16 protein-coding genes are annotated in these 18,216 nt (G+C 72.1%); 7 read left to right on the forward strand and 9 right to left on the reverse strand.

Features of this window, described 5'->3' with window-relative positions; translation table 11 throughout:
- Positions 1-17 precede the first annotated feature (17 nt).
- On the reverse strand, positions 18-1,139 hold the full coding sequence (locus tag ACH4S8_RS16445) for a ferritin-like domain-containing protein (RefSeq protein WP_398394357.1): 1,122 nt from the start codon (positions 1,137-1,139) through the stop codon (positions 18-20).
- A 139-nt stretch (positions 1,140-1,278) separates the two neighbouring features.
- Here ACH4S8_RS16445 and ACH4S8_RS16450 point away from each other — a divergent pair, with 139 nt between their 5' ends.
- From ACH4S8_RS16450 to ACH4S8_RS16465, 4 genes are all read left to right on the forward strand, one after another.
- Positions 1,279-2,208 carry a diiron oxygenase gene (locus tag ACH4S8_RS16450; RefSeq protein ID WP_398394359.1) on the forward strand — a complete coding sequence of 310 codons (930 nt, stop codon included), beginning with the start codon at positions 1,279-1,281 and terminating at the stop codon, positions 2,206-2,208.
- Positions 2,209-2,631: 423 nt separating this feature from the next.
- Entirely contained in the window at positions 2,632-3,357 is a 726-nt protein-coding gene (locus tag ACH4S8_RS16455) for a TetR/AcrR family transcriptional regulator (RefSeq protein ID WP_398394361.1), read from the forward strand.
- Positions 3,358-3,367: 10 nt separating this feature from the next.
- Entirely contained in the window at positions 3,368-3,688 is a 321-nt protein-coding gene (locus ACH4S8_RS16460) for a hypothetical protein (RefSeq protein ID WP_398394363.1), read from the forward strand.
- A gap of 109 nt (positions 3,689-3,797) precedes the next feature.
- Complete coding sequence (locus ACH4S8_RS16465; protein ID WP_398394365.1) at positions 3,798-4,943, forward strand: NlpC/P60 family protein; 1,146 nt, start codon at positions 3,798-3,800, stop codon at positions 4,941-4,943.
- On the opposite strand, the gene ACH4S8_RS16470 is transcribed toward ACH4S8_RS16465, so the two are convergent.
- From ACH4S8_RS16470 to ACH4S8_RS16490, 5 genes are read right to left on the reverse strand one after another with little or no spacing between them, the layout of a single operon-like run.
- The gene (locus ACH4S8_RS16470; RefSeq protein WP_398394367.1) at positions 4,907-6,169 is read right to left on the reverse strand and encodes a styrene monooxygenase/indole monooxygenase family protein; all 1,263 of its coding nucleotides are present in this window, start codon (positions 6,167-6,169) and stop codon (positions 4,907-4,909) included. The genes ACH4S8_RS16465 and ACH4S8_RS16470 overlap by 37 nt on opposite strands.
- A 31-nt stretch (positions 6,170-6,200) precedes the next feature.
- Positions 6,201-6,863, reverse strand: a complete 663-nt coding sequence (locus ACH4S8_RS16475) for a GTP-binding protein (RefSeq protein ID WP_398394369.1) — start codon at positions 6,861-6,863, stop codon at positions 6,201-6,203.
- On the reverse strand, positions 6,844-7,254 hold the full coding sequence (locus ACH4S8_RS16480) for a DUF742 domain-containing protein (protein WP_398394371.1): 411 nt from the start codon (positions 7,252-7,254) through the stop codon (positions 6,844-6,846). Before ACH4S8_RS16480 ends, ACH4S8_RS16475 begins: the two co-directional genes overlap by 20 nt.
- On the reverse strand, positions 7,254-7,754 hold the full coding sequence (locus ACH4S8_RS16485) for a roadblock/LC7 domain-containing protein (RefSeq protein WP_398394373.1): 501 nt from the start codon (positions 7,752-7,754) through the stop codon (positions 7,254-7,256). Before ACH4S8_RS16485 ends, ACH4S8_RS16480 begins: the two co-directional genes overlap by 1 nt.
- Positions 7,751-10,834 carry a nitrate- and nitrite sensing domain-containing protein gene (locus ACH4S8_RS16490; RefSeq protein ID WP_398394375.1) on the reverse strand — a complete coding sequence of 1,028 codons (3,084 nt, stop codon included), beginning with the start codon at positions 10,832-10,834 and terminating at the stop codon, positions 7,751-7,753. The genes ACH4S8_RS16485 and ACH4S8_RS16490 overlap by 4 nt, the downstream gene beginning before the upstream one ends.
- A gap of 357 nt (positions 10,835-11,191) precedes the next feature.
- On the opposite strand from ACH4S8_RS16490, the gene ACH4S8_RS16495 reads away from it, so the two are divergent.
- The gene (locus ACH4S8_RS16495) at positions 11,192-11,980 is read left to right on the forward strand and encodes a protein phosphatase 2C domain-containing protein (protein ID WP_398394377.1); all 789 of its coding nucleotides are present in this window, start codon (positions 11,192-11,194) and stop codon (positions 11,978-11,980) included.
- Between the two features lie 84 nt (positions 11,981-12,064).
- Here ACH4S8_RS16495 and ACH4S8_RS16500 read toward each other — a convergent pair whose 3' ends face one another.
- A complete protein-coding gene (locus ACH4S8_RS16500) occupies positions 12,065-12,583 on the reverse strand; it encodes a MarR family winged helix-turn-helix transcriptional regulator (protein WP_398394379.1) in 519 nt (172 codons plus the stop codon).
- Between the two features lie 302 nt (positions 12,584-12,885).
- Between ACH4S8_RS16500 and ACH4S8_RS16505 the strand changes: the two genes are divergently transcribed.
- Positions 12,886-13,704 (forward strand): lysozyme, encoded by an 819-nt coding sequence (locus ACH4S8_RS16505; RefSeq protein ID WP_398394381.1) that lies wholly within the window; start codon positions 12,886-12,888, stop codon positions 13,702-13,704.
- 114 nt (positions 13,705-13,818) lie between these two features.
- On the opposite strand, the gene lon is transcribed toward ACH4S8_RS16505, so the two are convergent.
- The gene (gene lon, locus ACH4S8_RS16510; RefSeq protein WP_398394383.1) at positions 13,819-16,233 is read right to left on the reverse strand and encodes an endopeptidase La; all 2,415 of its coding nucleotides are present in this window, start codon (positions 16,231-16,233) and stop codon (positions 13,819-13,821) included.
- 250 nt (positions 16,234-16,483) lie between these two features.
- On the opposite strand from lon, the gene ACH4S8_RS16515 reads away from it, so the two are divergent.
- Positions 16,484-16,759 carry a hypothetical protein gene (locus ACH4S8_RS16515; RefSeq protein WP_398394385.1) on the forward strand — a complete coding sequence of 92 codons (276 nt, stop codon included), beginning with the start codon at positions 16,484-16,486 and terminating at the stop codon, positions 16,757-16,759.
- A 251-nt stretch (positions 16,760-17,010) separates the two neighbouring features.
- Here the strand turns inward: ACH4S8_RS16515 and ACH4S8_RS16520 are convergent, their stop codons facing one another.
- A complete protein-coding gene (locus ACH4S8_RS16520) occupies positions 17,011-17,649 on the reverse strand; it encodes a rhomboid-like protein (RefSeq protein ID WP_398394387.1) in 639 nt (212 codons plus the stop codon).
- Positions 17,650-18,216 lie beyond the last annotated feature (567 nt).

The raw sequence follows: 18,216 nt of genomic DNA on the forward strand, positions 1-18,216 counted from the left end.
GGCCCGGGGATCCGGGTTCATTCTGTGGCGGCGGTCGTGTCCCTCCCCTGGCCGATCGTGCTCTCGATCTCCGCCACACGGTCCCGTTCCTCGGCGGCGAAGCGTTCGGCGTCCAGTTGTTCGGCCAGTTCCTCGTCCTGCGCCATCAGCAGGTCCAGGTTGGAGTCGCCCATGTCGAAGACGCCCATCTCCACGTAGGCGCGCTGGAGACGTTCGCCCCACAGGCCTATGTCCTTGACGCACGGGACGATGCGACTGAAGAGCAACCGGCGGAAGAGGTGCAGGAATTCGGAGTTCTCGCTGAACTCCTCGGCCTCCGCCTTCGGGATGCCGAAGTTCTCCAGCACCTCGACCCCGCGCAGCCTGTCCCGCATCAAGTAGCAGCCCTCGATGACGAATTCCTCGCGCTCGCGGAGTTCGGCGTCGGAGAGCTGGCGGTAGTAGTCGCGCAGGGCCATGCGGCCGAAGGCGACGTGGCGGGCCTCGTCCTGCATCACGTAGGACAGGATCTGTTTCGGCAGCGGCTTGTCGGTGGTGTCCCTGATCATCCCGAAGGCGGCCAGCGCGAGGCCCTCGATCAGGACCTGCATGCCCAGGTAGGGCATGTCCCAGCGGGAGTCGCGGAGGGTGTCGCCGAGGAGGGACTGCAGGTTGTCGTTGATCGGGTAGAGCATCCCGATCTTCTCGTGCAGGAAGCGGGAGTAGACCTCCGCGTGCCGGGCCTCGTCCATGGTCTGGGTGGCCGAGTAGAACTTGGCGTCGAGGTCGGGGACCGACTCCACGATCCGCGCCGCGCAGACCATCGCGCCCTGTTCGCCGTGCAGGAACTGGCTGAACTGCCAGGCGGCGTAGTGCTTGCGCAGTTCACCCTTGTCCCGGTCGGTCATCTTCGCCCAGTACGGGGTGCCGTGCAGGGTCATCGCCTCGTCGGGGGTGCCGAGCGGGTCGTCGGGGTCGACCTCCAGGCTCCAGTCGATGCGCTTCTGTCCGTCCCACTGTTTGTCCTTGCCCTTCTGGTAGAGGGCGAGCAGCCGGTCACGGCCGTCGTCGTACTCCCAGTTGAAGCGGGCCGCCCCCGAGGCCGGTATCTGCCAGAGGGGGTCTCCCGAGTCCGCGGCGTAGAGCTCATGCGTCGGCATACTTCGGAGGTTCACATGGAGTAGACGCGCCGTCAACAAGTCCGGCACAGGGGATTGACGAGCTTGCTGACGAGCAGTCTCATAAGTGGTGACCGCCGGTAACTCCTGAAGTGATCCCGTACGACGAGGTGGAACAGCCATGACGACGGTGCCCGAGGCCGATGTGCTCCGTGACGCGCTCGGTCTGCTCAAGGACCGGGAGCAGGTGGCCGAGCGCCTCCTCGACTCCTCCGCCAAGCACTCCTTCGACCCCGACAAGGAGCTCGACTGGGACGCGCCCTTCGAGGAGGGCAAGTGGTTCTGGCCGCCCGAGCTGGTGTCGCTGTACGACACGCCGCTGTGGCGGAAGATGGGCGAGGAGCAGCGGATCGCGCTGTCGCAGCACGAGGCGGCCGCGCTGGCCTCGCTGGGCATCTGGTTCGAGATCATCCTCATGCAGCTGCTGGTGCGGCACATCTACGACAAGGCGGCGACGAGCGCGCACGTGCGGTACGCGCTGACCGAGATCGAGGACGAGTGCCGGCACTCGAAGATGTTCGCGCGGCTGATCACGCGCGGGGGCACGCCGCACTACCCGGTGAGCCGGGCGCATCTGAATCTGGGGCGGGTCTTCAAGACCGTCTCGACCACTCCGGGGTCGTTCACGGCGACGCTGCTCGGGGAGGAGATCCTCGACTGGATGCAGCGGCTGACGTTCCCGGACGAGCGGGTGCAGACCCTCGTCCGGGGGGTCACGCGGATCCACGTGGTGGAGGAGGCGCGGCATGTCCGTTACGCCCGGGAGGAGTTGCGGCGCCAGATGCTGACCGCTCCGCGGTGGTCGCAGGAGTTCACCCGGATCACCTCGGGCGAGTTCGCCCGGGTGTTCTCGGTGGCGTTCGTCAATCCCGAGGTCTACACGAACGTCGGGCTCGACCGGCGTGAGGCCGTGGCGCAGGTGAAGGCCAGTGGGCACCGGCGGGACGTGATGCAGACCGGGGCCAAGAAGCTGACGGACTTCCTGGACGAGATCGGGGTGCTGCGGGGGGCCGGGCGGCGGCTGTGGAGGTCCTCGGGGCTGCTGGCCTGAGACCGGGGCGCCGCCGGGCCCGTGGTGCCCTCGCTCCGAGGGCGGGGCTCGGGTCGGGCTCGGGGCTCGGGGCTCGGGCCCGGGGAGGGGCGCCGGGCCTTCCGTGGGGGCGGGGCCGGTACATCCGCCCGCATCCGAACGGATCCCACCGGTGTTTCACGGTGGGCGCGGGTTCTGATCCGTCCGGCCTGCGGGTATCTGATGTACCGGCACGGCCCCTCGCGTCGTACGGCGGCTGCGGGAGGTGCGTGACCGGTGCCGCAGGAGTCGGCCCTCGCGTGGTTCGGCTCCTGCGGGGGCGGTGCGTGGCCGGCGTCGCACGGGGTGGCCCGGATGCGTGCCGTACGGCGGCTGCGGGGCTGTGTCCCGGGGGCTTTCTGTCCGTACGGGGGCGTCGGCTGGTGGGCGGTTACGCTGCCCGTCATGACCTCGCAGGCTTCCACCCCCGCTTACCGTCGGCTCAGTGTCGAGGAACGGCGCAGTCAGTTGCTCGAAGCCGCGCTGTCCCTGTTCGCCCAGCGGGTGCCCGAGGAGGTCTCGCTGGACGATGTGGCGGAGGCGGCCGGGGTGTCGCGGCCGCTCGTGTACCGGTATTTCCCGGGCGGCAAGCAGCAGTTGTACGAGGCCGCCCTGCGGTCCGCCGCGGAGGATCTGGAGCACTGTTTCGCGGAGCCCGCGGAGGGGCCGCTGACCGAGCGGCTCTCCCGGGCCCTCGACCGGTACCTCGCGTTCGTGGACCAGCACGACGCCGGATTCAGCGCTCTGCTGCAGGGCGGGAGCGTCATCGAGACCTCGCGGACCACGGCGATAGTCGACGGGGTCCGCCGGGCGGCGGCGGAGCACATCCTCGTCCATCTGGCGGTGAAGGATCCCGGCCCCCGGCTGCGGATGACCGTACGGATGTGGATCACGGCCGTGGAGGCCGCCTCGCTGGTCTGGCTCGACGAGGACAAGGAACCACCGCTGGACGAGCTGCGGGACTGGCTCGTCGAGCAGTTCGTGGCGGTGCTCGTGGCGAGCGCGGGGCGCGACGAACAGGCCGCGGCGGTGGTGCGGGCCGCGCTCGCGATGGAGAGCCCGGACGGCATCGTGGGAGCGCTGGTCCGCCGGGTGCTGCCCGTTGTCGGGAACGCGGCCCACCTGCTGTGACACTGGTCCGGTGAAGAGCGAAGACACCCCCTTTGTCGGCGGCCCGCTGGACGGGCGCGTCCTGCCCGTCCTGATCGGGATCACCGGTCATCCGCCGAAGACGTACCGGATCCCGGTGCCCGGCCTCGACGGTGGTCCGCCCACGGTGCTGGTCTACCGGCGCGTCCAGGCCGCGACGAGCAAGCGGCTCGGGCTCCATCAGGGGTGGAAGTACGAGTACGACCCCGAGGCCGACGCGTCGGAGCGCCGGTTCAAGCTGCCGTGGCCCCCGGGCACCCGCAAGGGCGGGGGCAGGGGCGGCGCCACGCCGGAGAACAACGCCGACGAGTGATGTTCTTGGGCCGAAGCGGTCGCCCGGCGCGCGGCCGGGGTGCGGCGGTCCGATCCTTCCGGTGCGAGACGGGCGGTGGACGGGCCGCCCCGGCACCGGAGGTGATGACGTGTCAGGAATGCTTCTGCGCCTGGTCTGTACGGGGGCGGTGCTTGTCGGGGGAATCCTTCCTTCGGCTCCCGCGGTGGCCGCTCCGGAGCCGGGGCAGGGTTCCGAGCGGTCCGTCGCCTCGTTGCTGACGGATCTTCAGCGCCTCTACCAGGAAGCCGAACGCGCCACCGAGACGTACAACGGGACCGCCGAGAAGCTGAAGAAGCAGCGCGCGGAGGTCGCCGGGCTCGACGCCCGCCTCGCCAGGGCCCGTCTGTCGCTGGAGGACAGCCGGGGCGCCGCCGGGCGGCTGGCCCGGCAGCAGTACCAGAGCGGCGATGAGATCTCCACGTACGTACGGCTGCTGCTGGCCCGGGATCCGCAGCACGCCCTCGACCAGGGGCACCTGATCGGACAGCTGTCGCTGGAGCGGGCCGCGACCGTGCGCCGGGTCGCGGGCGGCGAGAAGCGGACCGACGGGCTCGCGCGGGCGGCCCGCAAGGCGCTGGACGGACAGCTCGCGCTGGCCGCACGGCAGAAGAAGGAGCAGGACGATGTGCGCGAGCGCCTCGACGACGTCCAGCGGCTGCTCGCCTCCTTGACCGCGGACCAGATCGCCGAACTGGGCCGGGTCGAGCAGTCGGGAACGGCCACGGCGCAGAAGAAGATCATGGCGTCCGGTGCGCTCAGCAGCGTGCGTCCGCCCACCCGGGAGGGCGAGGAGGCGCTGCGCTACGCCGTCGAGCAGGTCGGGAAGCCGTACGAGTGGGGTGCCGAGGGACCGAAGGCCTATGACTGCTCGGGGCTGACGTCACAGGCCTGGGAGCGGGCCGGCCGGCCCATCCCGCGCACCAGCCAGGAACAGTGGGCCGAGCTTCCGCGCGTCCCGCTGGACGAGCTGCGTCCCGGAGATCTGGTGGTCTACTTCCCCGAGGCCACGCATGTCGCCCTCTACCTCGGCGACGGGATGGTGGTGCAGGCTCCGCGGCCCGGGGCGCGGATCAAGGTGTCCCCCATCGCGGCGAACCCGCTGCTGGGCGCCGTGCGCCCGGACCCGGACGGGGAGCCCCTGCGGCAGTACACGCCGCCGAAGCTCCCCGAGAGCGCCGCGCAGGGATCCGACGAGGGCTACGCTTCCGCCGCCCCGGCGACCGAGGCCAGGTAGGCGCCCGTCTTCTCCGGGTCGAAGAAGTAGTTCTCGAAGTCGGCCGGGTTGTCGAAGCCGTTGGCGAAACGGTCGGCCACGGGCGGGAGTTGGCCGGCCGCTCCGATCAGGTTCAGGACGTGCTCCGGCGGGACGCCCAGCATCGCGTTGGTCCACTTGGTGACGTGCTGCGCGGTGTCCCAGTAGCGGTCGAACGTCGCTTGCATCCACTCCTCGTCGAAGGGCTTGTCGCCCTGCTCGACGATCGAGGCGAGGTAGGCGGCGGCGCACTTGGCGGCCGAGTTGGAACCCTGGCCGGTGATCGGGTCGTTGGCCACGACGACGTCGGCGACGCCGAGGACCAGTCCGCCGCCGGGAAGACGGCCGATCGGGTTGCGCACGGTGGGGGCGTACCGCCCGGACAACGTGCCGCCCGCGTCGGTCAGTTCGACGTTGGTGGCGCGCGCGTACTCCCAGGGCGTGAACCGCTCCATGAGTTCCAGGGTCAGGGAGAGGTGCTCCGCGGGGTCCTTGACGCCGTTGAACACGTCGAGCGGGCCGCCGGGTATGCCCTCCCAGAAGAGGATGTCGGCGCGTCCCGAGGTGGTGAGGGTCGGCATGATGAACAGCTCGCCGACGCCGGGGACCAGGTTGCAGCGGACCGCGTCGTAGTCCGGGTGCTCCGGGCGCGGGCCCAGGCCGTGCACGTAGGACACCGCGAGGGCGCGCTGCGGCTCGGTGTACGGGGAGCGGTCGGCGTCACGGCCGAACATCGAGACGAGTTCGCCCTTGCCCGCCGAGACGAGCACCAGGTCGTACGCGCGGGAGAAGTAGTCGAGGTCGGAGACCGCGGCACCGTGGATGACCAGCTGGCCGCCGCGCTGCGCGAACGTCTCCATCCAGCCGGCCATCTTGACCCGCTGGTCGACGGACTGCGCGTACCCGTCGAGCTTGCCGACCCAGTCGATGGCACGCTGCGAGGGGCCCGGGTCGAAGGAGCCGGGGACCGCGACGGAGACGCCGAGTCCTTCGATCTTCGGGGCCTGGGACTCCCAGAAGTTGAGCTGGAGATCGCGCTCGTGCTGGAGCGCCGTGTCGAACATGCACTGCGTCGACATGACCCGGCCGGAGCGGATCTCGTCCGCCGTCCGGTTCGACATCAAGGTGACCTCGTACCCCTGCGACTGGAGTCCGAGGGCGAGCTGGAGTCCGGACTGGCCGGCTCCGACGACGAGTATCTTCCGCATGCGGGGTGCTTCTCCCAGTCCTCGGGCGTCCCTATTCGGGGCTGACTTCGAGCGCGTGGCCGACGAGCGCGAGCAGGGTCTCGACGACCGAGATCCGGCGGCGCGCGTCCATGATCATGACAGGTACGTGCGGAGGAACCGTGAGGGCTTCGCGCACATCCTCCGGCTCGAACACGTCGCTGCCGTCGAAGTGGTTGACGGCGACGACGTACGGCAGTCCGCAGCTCTCGAAGTAGTCGAGCGCCGGGAAGCAGTCCGAGAGGCGGCGGGTGTCGGCGAGGACCACCGCGCCGATCGCGCCGCGCACCAGGTCGTCCCACATGAACCAGAAGCGCTGCTGGCCCGGCGTGCCGAAGAGGTAGAGCACGAGGTCGTCGTCGAGCGTGATGCGCCCGAAGTCCATGGCCACCGTGGTGGTCAGCTTGTCCGGCGTCCCCGTGAGGTCGTCGGTCTCCTCGCTGGCCTGGGTCATCAGCGCCTCCGTCTGGAGAGGCGTGATCTCCGAGACGGAGGTGACGAGGGTGGTCTTGCCGGCGCCGAAGCCGCCGGCCACCACTATCTTCGTGGCGATCGGCGCGCGCGTGCGGTCCGTCTGCCAGGCCTGCAGGTTCTCCTCTTCGTCGAGGAGGGGGGCGACGCCGGGTTCGGCGTCGGAGGCGACGCCGGCTTCGGCGTCAGAGACGACGGAGTCCACTCAGTACCCTTTCCAGCAGGGCACGGTCGGGCTGTCCCGGACCGTGACCTGTTCCGTACACACGGATCTTTCCCTGGTCCGCCAGGTCGCTCAAGAGCACGCGCACCACTCCGAGCGGCATCCTGAGAAGAGCGGCGATCTCGGCCACCGTACGCATCCGGCGGCAGAGTTCGACGATGGCCCGCATCTCGGGCATGACCCGGGCGGTGAGGGAGCCCGCGGTCAGCTCCTTGCGCGTCTCCGGGGCGTCCAGCGCGGCCACGAACGTCTCCACCAGCAGGACGTGGCCGAAGCGCGTCCGTCCGCCGGTGAGCGAATAGGGGCGTACGCGGGCCGGCTTGCGGTCGCCACCGCGGACCGGGAGCTTCTTGACGCCGTTCGAAGCGGTCATCAGGCGCTCCCGGGAGCGTCGGCCTCGATGGATTTTCGGAGCTCGATGCGCAGCTCGGGGGTCAGGACGTGTCCGGCCCGGCCGACGAAGAGCGCCATGTGGTACGCCACGACGCTCATGTCGCAGTCCGCGGAGCCGTGCGCTCCGAGCAGCGAGCCGTCGCTGATCGCCATGACGAAGAGACTGCCCTCGTCCATCGCGATCATGGTCTGCTTGACGCCGCCGCTGTCCATCAGCTTGGCGGCGCCGAGGGTGAGGCTGCCGATGCCGGAGACGATGGTGGCGAGGTCGGCGGCGGAGCCCTTGGGGCCCTTCGGTTTGGCGCTGTCCGCCGTCCTCGCCTCGGCGTTGCGGCCGGGGTCCGAGGAGAGCAGGAGCAGGCCGTCGGAGGAGACGACCGCGACCGACTGGAGGCCGGGCACCTCCTCGACGAGATTGGTCAGCAGCCAGTGCAGGTTACGTGCTTCGCTGCTCAGGCCGAAGGTACTGGTCGCGGTCAACTGCTTGCCTCCTCGACTGTGCCCCCCGATGCTTCTACGTCCTGTGCGTCGGTCCGGTGCGCGGTGGGCGCGGGCCCTGCGGGCGCGTGTGCTGGTGTGGGGGCCGACGGGGCCTGTCCTTCGGGCGTGGGGGTCTCGCCCGTCCGTTCGGCGATCTCGGCCTCCACGTCGCGGCGGCCTTCGATCGCACCCCGGTGGAACCCGCCGAGCCTGCGGCGCAGTGCGTCGGCGTCCACGCCGCCCACGCGGGGCCGCGGTGCGGCGGCGGGGGCGGAGATCTTCGGCGTGCGTTTGGGCAGGCCCTTGTCGGTGAGCCTGGGCTGCTCGTCGGGGGCCCGCTCGTGGTGGTCGGGGCCGATGGCATAGGGGTCGGCGGCGGTCCCCGAGGGTGCCCCGGTGGCCGTCTCCGCGGATACGTCCGCCGAAGGGGCGGGCTCCGCGGCCGGTCCGCCGGGGTGGGAGGCGGCGGCGTCCGTGGCACCGGGAGCCGGCTCCGCGGGGACTCCGGTCGTCCCGGAGGAGCCGGGGACGGGTGCGGCGGCCGACCCGGGCGTGCCGGACGGCTCGTCGGCGGCGTCCGGGCCGGTGTTCTCCGGTGCGGGGGTCCGCGGTCCGGACGCGTCCGGGGCGAGTTCCGGGAGCAGCAGCTCCATCGTCGTCTCGGAGGTGGTTTCCGGCACGGCGGCCGGCTCGGGCTCACGGGGCGCCGGGATGACCGGGGTCTGCGCGGCCGGCCCGGACTCGGGCGCCGGCGTCCCCTCGGGTGCCGTCTCCGGGTCGGAGGCGGTCTCCCGTACGGCCGCCTCGGCCGCCGCGATCAGCGGGTCCTCGCCGCCGGCCGAGACCGGGACCGAGGCGCGCCGGATCGAACGGCCGCGCAGCACATTGGAGTTGGCCTCGGCGTCGGCGCCGGGCAGGGCCACCGCGGGGGCTCCGCCGACGAGCCGGACGGAGGAGGGGACGGTGGACGCGGGCGCGGCGGCCAGCAGCGCCTTCGGGAGGACGACCACGGCGGCCACTCCGCCCTGCTTCTGCTCGCGCAGCTTCACGCGTACGCCGTGGCGGTGGGCGAGCCGGGCCACGACGTACAGGCCGAGCCCGAGTCCCTCCCCGCTCTCCTGGTCGTACGAGTCCTCGGGGTCGAACTCGGTGAGGCGGGCGTTGAGGTGCCTCATCCGGTCGTCGGTCATGCCGATGCCCTCGTCCTGCACGGAGAGCATCACGTCACCGCTCTCCAGCAGCCAGCCGGAGACCTCGACGGGGACGTCGGGCGGCGAGAACGAGGTGGCGTTCTCCAGGAGTTCTGCCACCAGGTGGCTGATGTCGTCGGCGGCGAACCCGGCGATGTGCGCGTGCGGGGGCAGCGCGGCGATCCGTACGCGTTCGTAGCGCTCGATCTCGCTGACCGAGGCCCGGGCGACGTCGACGAGCGGCACCGGGTGCGCGTGGTGCTGGACGTGCTCGGCGCCGGCGAGGACGAGGAGGTTCTCGCTGTGCCGCCGCATGACGGTGGCGAAGTGGTCGAGCTTGAAGAGGGTGGCGAGGCGGTCCGGGTCCTGCTCGCGCTCCTCCAGTCCCTCGATGACGCCGAGCTGGCGCTCGACGAGGCCGAGGGTGCGCAGCGCGAGGTTGACGAAGGTGCTGTGGATGGTGCCGCGCACCTGCTCCAGGTGAGCGGCCGCCTCGGCGAGTTCGGCGCGCAGCCGGTCGCGCTCGTCGGCCATCTGCTGGCGCTGGCCGACGAGGTGCTTGCGGTCGGCCTCGAGGGTGGTGATCCGCTCGTGCAGGCCGGCCGCGTGGGCGTGCAGCGCGTTGACGGAGCGGACGACCTGGGCGAATTCGTCGTTGCGGCCGGTGAACTTGACCGGTTCCCCGGAGGCCGGGTCGGCGGCGAGCCGGGCGGAGCCGAGGCGCAGGACGGCGAGCGGCCGGGTGAGGGTGCGGGCCATGGCCATCGTCATGCCGGCCGCGACGAGCATCAGGACGCCGAGGAGCGTGACGCGCAGCTCCAGCGCGGTGACGTCGTCGTCGCGCAGCTTCTCGAGGTCCTTGGTGCGGTGGTCGTTGAGGGAGGACTCGGCGCCGCGCATCAGGTCGATCCGGGCGGACAGGGCGGCGTCGAGCTTCTTGACGCCGGTGCCGAGCGCGGAGTCGGAGAGCTTCGGCTGCCCGGTGAGGTTCGCCAGGTACTTGTCCGCGGTGCCGACGTCGGGGCCGGTGACCGTGGAGTCGTAGGACGACACGGCCTGCTCGGGCGCGGTCTCGCGGAAGTCCGCGACGGCCGCGTCGGAGCGGACGCGCGCCTGCTGGGCGGCGGCGCTCAGCGCGTCGCGCTGCTTGGTGTCGGCGGCCGACGAGACGTTCGTGGTGCTCGCCAGACCCGTGACCGGGTTGTAGACGCTCTGGGTGGTGTGCGGGACGGCGAGGGCCGCCAGGAGCAGTCCGCGGGCCGCGGCGGACTGCTGGACGGCGGTGTCCAGCTCGGCGAGGGCGTGCGCGCCGGAGCCCGCGCGCGGCGGCATCTCCTCGGCCAGCTGCTCGGCGAGGGCGTGGAGTTCGGCGATGGCCCCGGAGTACGCCTGGTGCGCCTCCAGGGCGGAGCTCTTCCCGGTGAGCGCAGCCCGCCTGAGGGTCTCGATGCCGTCGAGGTCCTCGATCAGCGCGGCGGGGGCGTCCGCGTCCGCGCGCAGCTCGTCGACCTGGCGGTCGACCAGGGCGCTGCGCTCCTCGGAGGGCGCCTTGGCCCTGGGCCTGCCGGCGGCGACGTAGGAGGTGACCTCGTCGCGCTCGTCGGCCAGCGCGTGCGCGAGGGTCAGTGCCTGCTGGGTGCGCTGGGCGAGCGTCACCAGATGCTGGGAATCGTTCAGTTCTTGTGAGGCCGACAGCACCATGGGCGCGCCGGCTCCGGCGATGGCGGCCGCGACGACCGCCACGGCCACGATCAGCCGGTTGCGTACATGGGCGGTCCTGCCCCGGCCCGTGGAGTCGGTGGCGTCGCCGACGGCGCCACCCTCTGTGGAGTTGGAGGCCGTCTTCTTGCCTGTGCGCCTCGGCCGCGTCTTCTGCACCGGTGCTCGCATTCCTGACTCGTGTACCCATTTGGGGCCCGGGTGACGTCCCGTCAATCGAGGCGTACGCCCGGTACGGCTCCCGACCCTCCCAGTGCCGGTGGGCAGTGGTCCCGCATCATCTGACCCGCCACCCGAAGGAGTGAACATCGGAGGGGAGTTGGCGAGCAAGTCTCCGGGGCGCTCGCGGCGGGCCCGCACGGCGGGCCGGTTGGACGTCCGGGGCGGGCTTTGACAGTATTCGCCGCCACGTTCCGCCGGAGTCGATCATTCCGGGCCAAACCCGGCGGCCGGGCCGCTGAACCGCACGTCGGGCGTTCCGCGGCGGCCTCGGGGGCCCCGGGTGAAGGGCTCGTGCAGACTGGCGGAATGCGCACTGAACTCGTGTCCGAGCCCGGGGACCCGGACCGTCCCAACGAGGACTTCGCATCGGTCGGGCTTCCCGCTTCAGGACAGGGCGGTTCGCTGGTCCTGCTCGACGGGGTGACGCCGCCGCGGGGTGACTACGGCTGTCTGCATCCGGTCCCCTGGTTCTGTGCGCGGCTCGGCGGAGCGCTGACCGAACTGTCCGTTTCGCAGGGGGATTTGCCCTTGCGGGAGGTCCTCGCGCGGGCCGTCCGCCGTGTCGCCGACGCGCACGCCGACACCTGTGACCTTTCTCACCCGCGCACGCCCCAGGCAACCGTGGTCCTCGCGCGGTGGTCCGCTTCGCAGGTCGAGTACCTGATCCTCTCGGACTCGGCCCTGCTGGTGGAATCCCCCGCCGGTGAGGTCACCGCCCTGCTGGACGACCGTCTCTCGCTGCTCCCGCGCGCCTCCCTCGTCTCGGACGCCGTCGCCGACGCCACCGTCCGCAACAAGGAGGGCGGCTTCTTCACGGCGGCCGCGGACCCCTCGGTGGCCTCGCGCGCGGTGACGGGCACGCTCCCCCGGTCCTCGGTCCGCGCCCTGGCGGCCCTCACGGACGGCGCCACCCGCTGGGTGGAGCGGTTCCACGCGGGCGACTGGACCGACTTGTTCGCCCTCGTGCGGGAAGAGGGCTCCGCCGCCCTCGTCGAGCGCGTACGGCGCCTGGAGCGCTCGGACGCGCGGGAGCGGCCGGGGGCCCGGCGGGGCAAGGTGCACGACGACGCGACGGTGGTGTTCGCGGAGCTCTGAGAACGCGCGGAGCTCCGGAGAAGGGGCGATGCTCCGCGAAGGGCCGACGCTCCGGGAAGGAGCGGGGCCGCGGACGGGCGGGGGTTACTTCTCCATGCCGCGGTTCAGCTGGTTCAGCAGCCGGGCGAGTTCCGCGACCTCGTCCTGGTCCCAGTGGGCGAGCTGGCGGACATAGCGGGCCCGGCGGGCCTCGCGGACGCTGGAGACCCGGCCGCGGCCCTCCTCGGTGAGGTGGACGAGCCAGGCGCGCCCGTCGGCGGGGTCGGGTTCGCGCGCGACCAGTCCCAGCTCCTCCAGGGCGCGCAACTGCCGGGACATCGTGGCCTTGCCGACGCCGATGTAGGCGGCGAGTTCCGTGGCGCGCTGGCGGCCGCACTCCTCCAGGCGGACGAGAAGTCCGTAGGCCGCGGACTCGAGGTCCGGGTGGACCTCGCGGGCCATCTCCCCCTGGCTGGCGCGGGCACGGCGCAGGAAAACCGTCAGCTCCCGTTCGAGAGAGAGGAATTCGCGTTCCACACCACCCTGCACCGCGGGCCGGTCCATACCATTTCCCGACACACCGGATTCGACCGGACGTCCGCCGTCGTTTCCGCCCTCGTGCACGTCAGCACCCCTGACCCGGTTTCCCGATCCTGAAAGTTTCTGCCAGAACTCGCCCGTTGCCGCAGCTCCGCCAGTATTTCGCAGGCGTAGACCAACGGCAGCCTCCGGCCCCTCTTCCCACGCCACCGTCTACGTGCGTAGCTTCTTTATCAGACACTTATCTGCCGGCATGCGCACGCCACCCCCGGGCCGAGGACGGCCTGATCCCCCTACCGGCACGCGTGCCCGCGCTCTCCCCCCCACCGAGCTCCATCGGGCTCCCCCGGGCTCCCGGAGCTCCATCGCCCTTCGGAGGCCCGCACATGCCCGTGCACAGATCCCGAACGGCCCGCCGCCTGCGAGCACTCGCGGTGGGAACCCTGCTCGCCGCCTTACCCCTCCTCTCCGCCCTCCCCTCCTCCGCCGCCGACATCCCCGCCCGGGGCACCGCCCGGATGGGCATGGGAGTTCTCGCCCACGACGGCCAGGACGGGACGCCGTCCACCGGTGACGCCACCCAGACCGAAGGCGTGGACGTCGCCGGCTACCAGGGCAACGTCGCCTGGTCGACCCTGTGGAGCAGCGGGGTCAGGTGGGCCTACACCAAGGCGACCGAGGGGACGTACTACACGAACCCCTACTTCGCGCAGCAGTACAACGGCGCGTACGGCATCGGCATGATCCGCGGGTCGTACCACTTCGCCACCCCGGACACCACGAGCGGTGCCACCCAGGCCAACTACTTCGTCGACCACGGCGGCGGCTGGTCGGGCGACGGCAAGACGCTGCCCGGCACCCTCGACATCGAGTGGAACCCGTACGGGGCCGCCTGCTACGGCAAGACGCAGAGCGCGATGGTGAGCTGGATCAGCAGCTTCCTCACCCAGTACAGGGCCCGGACCGGCCGCGACGCGGTGATCTACACGGCCGCGAGCTGGTGGACCCAGTGCACCGGCGACTACAGCGGCTTCGCCTCGTCCAACCCCCTGTGGATCGCGCGCTACGCCTCCGACCCGGGGACGCTGCCCGCCGGCTGGGGGTACTACACGATGTGGCAGTACACGTCGTCCGGCCCGACGGTCGGGGACCACGACAAGTTCAACGGCGCCCTGGACCGCGTCCGGGCTCTCGCCGACGGCTGACGCACGCATGCCGTACGACGGGGCACGCGGCCTCACGGCGAACGGGCCCCCGGCGTACGGCGAAGGCCCGGGCCTCCCTCACGGGACCCGGGCCTTCCCTTCCGGCAGCGTCCGTCACGCCGCTACCGGAACCTCCGGCACCGCGCCGTTCGTCGCCGGCGCCAGTGCCAGCTCCAGGACCTGGCGGACGTCCGTGACGGTGTGGACGTCGAGCTTCTCCAGGACCTCGGCCGGGACGTCGTCCAGATCGGCCTCGTTGCGCTTGGGGATGATCACGGTCGTGACACCCGCCCGGTGCGCGGCGAGCAGCTTCTGCTTCACCCCGCCGATCGGCAGGACCCGGCCGGTCAGCGACACCTCACCGGTCATGGCCACGTCGGTGCGGACCAGCCGGCCGGACAGGAGCGACGCCAGGGCGGTCGTCATCGTGACGCCCGCGCTCGGGCCGTCCTTGGGGACCGCGCCCGCCGGGAAGTGGATGTGCGCGCCCCGGTCCTTCAGGTCTCCGACGGGGAGTTCGAGCTCCGCGCCGTGCGAGCGCAGGAAGGAGAGCGCGATCTGCGCCGACTCCTTCATCACGTCGCCCAGCTGGCCGGTCAGGGTCAGACCGGCCGCGCCCGTCTCCGGGTCGGCCAGCGACGCCTCCACGTAGAGGACGTCCCCGCCCGCGCCGGTGACGGCCAGACCGGTGGCGACACCGGGGACCGCCGTGCGGCGCTCGGCCGGGTCCTGCGCCGACTCGGGCACGTGGTGCGGGCGCCCGATGAGCCCACGCAGGTCTGCGTCGGTCACCGTGAACGGCAGTTCCCGCTCGCCCAGTTCGTGCTGGGCCGCGACCTTGCGCAGCAGCCGGGCGATGCTCCGCTCCAGGTTCCGTACGCCCGCTTCCCGGGTGTACTCCCCGGCGAGCCTGCGCAGCGCACTCTCGTCGAGGACGACCTCGTCCTTCTCCAGACCGGCCCGCTCCAGCTGGCGCGGCAGCAGGTGGTCCCGGGCGATGACGACCTTCTCGTCCTCGGTGTAACCGTCGAGGCGGACCAGCTCCATACGGTCGAGCAGGGCCTCCGGGATGGCTTCGAGGACGTTGGCCGTGGCGAGGAACACCACGTCGGAGAGGTCGAGTTCGACCTCCAGGTAGTGGTCGCGGAAGGTGTGGTTCTGCGCCGGGTCGAGGACTTCGAGCAGCGCCGCCGCCGGGTCGCCCCGGAAGTCGGAGCCGACCTTGTCGATCTCGTCGAGCAGGACCACCGGGTTCATCGACCCGGCCTCCTTGACCGCGCGGACGATCCGGCCGGGCAGCGCGCCGACGTACGTACGGCGGTGTCCGCGGATCTCGGCCTCGTCCCGGACGCCGCCGAGGGCGACGCGGACGAACTTGCGGCCCATGGCGTGTGCGACGGACTCGCCGAGCGAGGTCTTTCCGACGCCGGGCGGGCCGACGAGCGCGAGCACGGCGCCGCCGCGCCTCCCGCCGACGACTCCCAGACCGCGGTCCGAGCGCCGCTTGCGCACGGCCAGGTACTCGGTGATGCGCTCCTTCACGTCCTCCAGGCCGGCGTGCTCGGCGTCGAGCACGGCCCGGGCGCCCCGGATGTCGTACGCGTCCTCGGTCCGTTCGTTCCACGGCAGCTCCAGGACGGTGTCGAGCCAGGTCCGGATCCAGCCGCCCTCGGGCGACTGGTCACTGGACCGCTCCAGCTTCTCGACCTCCTTGAGCGCCGCCTCGCGGACGTTCTCCGGGAGGTCGGCGGCCTCCACGCGGGCACGGTAGTCGTCGGACTCGTCCTCGCCGTCCTCTCCCTTGAGGTCGCGCAGTTCCTTGCGCACGGCCTCCAGCTGGCGCCGCAGCAGGAACTCGCGCTGCTGCTTGTCGACGCCCTCCTGGACGTCCTTGGCGATGGACTCGGCGACGTCCTGCTCGGCAAGGTGCTCGCGGAGCTGTTCGGTGGCGAGCTTGAGCCGGACGACCGGGTCGGCGGTCTCCAGGAGCTCGACCTTCTGTTCCACGGTGAGGAAAGGTGAGTAACCGGAATTGTCGGCAAGGGTGGAGACGTCGTCGATCTGCTGCACCCTGTCCACGACCTGCCAGGCGCCGCGCTTGCGGAGCCAGCTGGTGGCCAGGGCCTTGTACTCCTTCACCAGGTCGGTGACCCGGCCGGGCAGCGGGTCGGGCACGGTCTCCTCGACCCGGGTGCCCTCGACCCACAGGGCGGCACCGGGACCGGTGGTCCCCGCGCCCACCTTCACGCGCCCGCGCCCCCGGATCAGCGCGCCCGGGTCGCCGTCGGCCAGCCGGCCGACCTGCTCGACGGTGCCGAGCACCCCGGTGCTCGCGTAGGTCCCGTCGATGCGCGGCACCAGGAGTACCTGGGGCTTCCCGGGCGTTGAACGGGCGGCGGCCTGAGCGGCCTCCACCGCGGCGCGCACGTCGGTGTCGTTCAGGTCCAGCGGAACCACCATTCCGGGCAGCACTACCTCGTCGTCGAGCGGCAGCACGGGCAGGGTGAGTGATGCGGACGTCGAAGCCATGATCTCCCCTTCGGCAGTCAAGTTGAGCTATGTCGACTCAATGCACGGGGGCTCCGCAATGTTCCCCCGGAGCCGTTCGCTCTGAGCGATCGCTTGCGATCCGTGGGTGGGGGCTCGGAGGCACGGGCCTCGCGGGGCCTCGGGGGCGCAAGGCGAGGTGCCCGGGAACGGGCCTGCTCGGGATGCGGGGCTGTTCGGGATGCGGGGCTCTCGGGATGCGGGGCGGGCCTCGGCCACGGATCGTGGGGACATGAACCATCACCTCGCCCAGCACAAGATCGACATCGACACCCGGCTCGTCACGGCCGGTGCCGTGCTCACCGTGGCCGGCACCGCGGTGGCGGCCACCGGCATGGTCATCGCGGCCGTCGCCCTGCTCGCCGCGGGCCGCCGCATGGTCCGGGCCATGGACGTGCCGCCGTCCCAGCAGGCGGTCCAGCAGTGGCGGCGGGCCAAGGAGGCCTCCCTGGCGGGTCTGCAGGCCTGGCAGTCCGCGACCGACGCCCAGAACGGTTCGCCCCGCTAGGTCGTGTCCGGGAGGCGGCCCGCGCACCCGACGCAGCCCCGGGACCGGGCGTACACCCGACCCCGGGGCGTGGGCACCCGTGCGTGCGCACCGAGTGCGGTCGTGCCAGGCCGTGTCGCGCCGGGGCCGTTCCGCGCCCGGGCATCTCGGTCACCACTCGAACGGCGCAACCCGTCCGGCCCTGCCCGGTCCGCCGGGAAGAAGGGGACGGCCCCGGAGCCGGCGGGACGCGATCCCGCCCCGAGCCCGCCTCAGGGCCGCGAGACCACCGGCCCGGGAACGCGAAGCCGGTCCCGTTGCCGTTGCCGTTGCCGTTGCCGCACCAGGGGCCAGGTCGCGATGCCGATCGCCAGCGCGATCAGATGGCCCGCGTCCGTCACGGGGTCGGCGAGGAGGATCAGGTCCTGGGTGAGGACCGAGCCGAAGGCGATCAGCATCGGCCGGCGCAGCCAGGGAGAGAGGAGTCCCGCGAGCGAGCCGACGCTCGCGGCGACACCGAAGCTGATGCCGTAGTCGAGCCGGTGCAGCGAGCCGACGGGCAGGACACCGGCCAGCACCGCCACGCCGACCGGCACTTCGGTGACGAGCGTGGCCACCACGTGCCCGAGCAGGAAGACACCGGCCGCCCACGCGGTGCCGGTACGGCGCTCCAGCGCGGTCAGCACGAGCAGAAAACCGGCCGCGTACGGCGAGGCGATCCCGCCGACGATCCACAGCGCGCTCGCGATCAGGACGAGCACGGGGTGCCGCGCGAGATGTGCGACGTCCGTACTGGACGCCTGGTGCAGGGCGTGGACGAACGCGGGGTGCGCGTGGTCGGCCAGGTAGGAGGTGGCGGCGAGGACGGCCGCGTACCCGAAGGTGAAGGGCGTACTCCGCGGGGTGGGCACGAGCCGCAGCACCGAAAGGCCGCCCGGTCGGCCGGGGCGGCCAGGGTGGCCGGGCGGGGCGACGTCGGGTCCGGAAGCCGGGCCGCGCGCCGGCCCCGGCGAGGGCGACTCCGTCGGCGTGGCCGCCGGGGCGGAGCAGTCGCGCGGCCGAGGCATGGCGGAGAGACGGTTCGAAGGAGAGGAACCCGGCGCCCGCCCGATGGACGCACAGGTCCGGCCGACGGGTGCGGAGGCGCCACCGGCGGACACGGCACCCCGGCCGGCCGACACCGAGACGCCACCAGCGGGCACGCCGGCCCGGCCGGCAGATGCGGAGGTCCGGCCGACGGGCGCGGAAGCGCCACCGGCGGACACGGCACCCCGGCCGGCCGACACCGAGACGCCACCAGCGGGCACGCCGGCCCGGCCGACAGATGCGGAGGTCCGGCCGACGGGCGCGGAAGCGCCACCGGCGGACACGGCACCCCGATCGGCCGACACCGAGACGCCACCAGCGGGCACGCCGGCCCGGCCGGCAGATGCGGAGGTCCGGCCGACGGGCGCGGAAGCGCCACCGGCGGACACGGC

Origin of the sequence: Streptomyces sp. NPDC021080 (assembly GCF_044333225.1) — a bacterium.
Lineage (GTDB): Bacteria > Actinomycetota > Actinomycetes > Streptomycetales > Streptomycetaceae > Streptomyces.